Genomic DNA, 1,852 nt, shown 5'->3' with positions numbered 1-1,852 from the left:
ACCATCATTTGTGTCATATCCGCTGTGGACCGACCCTTTCTGAAACCTGCTTGATTTTCGTCAAGCAGGCCCAGATGTTCGGCCCACCAACCTAAACGATTTGCAATCACTCTGGCCAGGATTCTAGAACCCATGGCCAACAGACACACTCCCCTGTAGTTTCCGGGGTCCTCGCGGTCCCCCTTCTTATACAGGGGCACAATTATTCCTCCTTTCAGCCCCTCGCTCCAGTCATTCGCTCTACTGACAAACATCTTTTGTACCATCTCAATCACTCTCTCTTGCAATTCTTCACAGGCGTATCTTATAAAACTGATTCTTACTCCATCTTCTCCCGGGGCGGACTCTTTCATATCTTTCATGGCATCTACAATCTCTCTCACACTGGGGATTTCGTTCATTTTCTCATTCGCTTCTATCGCTCTCTCATCCTCTCTCAGATCCCTTGCATTCCTCACTGCGCCTTCAATCACTTCCGGACGTTCCTCATACCTTTCACTTGACACCCTTTCAAACTGTCTCTTGTAGTCATTTGCCGTTAACATGCCTCCTCTTCCAGCCTTTCGTTTCCCTCTCATTCCTATTTCTCTTAAAATCTTGTACATATCACCCACTCTTCCTTCCTCACATGCTGCCTCACATCTGTCAATCTTCTCTTGCCACCATTCTCTCTCCAATTCTCTCAGTCTCCTTTTCATTCTTCTTCTACACTCTCTTACATCTCTCCGTGCTACCACTAACTCTCTCTCCGCTTGCACTCTCTCTTCTCTCCTCTCATCCATCTCTCTCATCTCATTTACCGCCGTCAGTCTCTCCCCTCTCGTTCTCACCGCTCTCACAGTATTCTCTTTCATCTCATCCAGTTCTTCCTCACAACCTACCGTCCACGGGTTGGCCACCGAGATGGTGGTCTCGCCACACACATCTTTCGCCGCCGCTATCATCACCTCTGTCATACCCTCCCATTTCCATTCATCCACATCCTCATTTGTCATCAGCTCTCTCGTCTTCTCCATGTATTCTGCTCTTTTTTCCACTCGTTGGAGGGCCTCCCATTTTATTCTGGGAGGCCTTCTCCCTCCTCCTACTGTCCTCCACCTCCTTTCACACACTTTCACAGTCAAACTTTTTGCCGCGTGGTCACTCAAATCACTTGCATTCATTGCTTTCATTCTCTTCACCAACCTGTGCCGCTCTTCCTTCCTCATCAGAAAACCATCCAACTCGTACCATCTTCCATTCCAGGGGTGTTGCCACGTACCTCTCCTTTCATGCCTCATATAGCTGTTAACATATGCTAATCCATTTATACCGCACCACTCCATCAGGTCTCTACCAGCCTCATTCATCTCACCTATGCCAAACCTTCCATACACGCCATCCATACCCCTCCTATTTCTACCTACGCTAGCATTAAAATCCCCTCCTATCACTAAATTTTCCCTCCTCCCCAATCCTAACTGAGTCTCTACATCTCTCCTACACTCTTCTAGGGCTGCCCTATCTGGCCCCCAGACCCTCCAGATGGGCTGGTACACACTTACCAGCCTCATCTTTCCCAACGTAATAGCAACTACCCTATTATAATACCAAACATGTTGACCCTCCCTGATCCATCTATCTAAGCTGCTACCCCTAAGAATGATCCCCGCCTTCACAGAGTGAAGGATAGCTACCCTATTTTCCCCTTCCCCTAACCAAATAACCCCCTTCCCTACTGCTGATAATTCTTGAACTAACACTATTTCCCACCCCTCTCTTTCTATCCTCTCGCATACTCTTCTGAGCCTCCTTCTGTTCTCCTCTCTTAATGATACCTTTTGCAGATTCCAGGTAACAATCTTCCTTTCAC

At 47.7% G+C, this 1,852-nt stretch carries 1 protein-coding gene; it reads right to left on the bottom strand.

The window, feature by feature from the left end; genetic code table 11:
• Positions 1-1,852 (bottom strand): endonuclease/exonuclease/phosphatase family protein (locus tag AAFM92_16825; protein MEL7302028.1); only part of this gene is annotated, 1,852 nt, incomplete at both ends.

The sequence above is a fragment of the Pseudomonadota bacterium genome (genome assembly GCA_038533575.1).
In the GTDB taxonomy this organism is placed as follows: domain Bacteria; phylum Pseudomonadota; class Alphaproteobacteria; order Rhodobacterales; family Rhodobacteraceae; genus Shimia_B.
The sequence above is the reverse complement of the archived record's forward strand: the minus strand, read 5'-3'. Positions and strand labels throughout refer to the sequence as shown.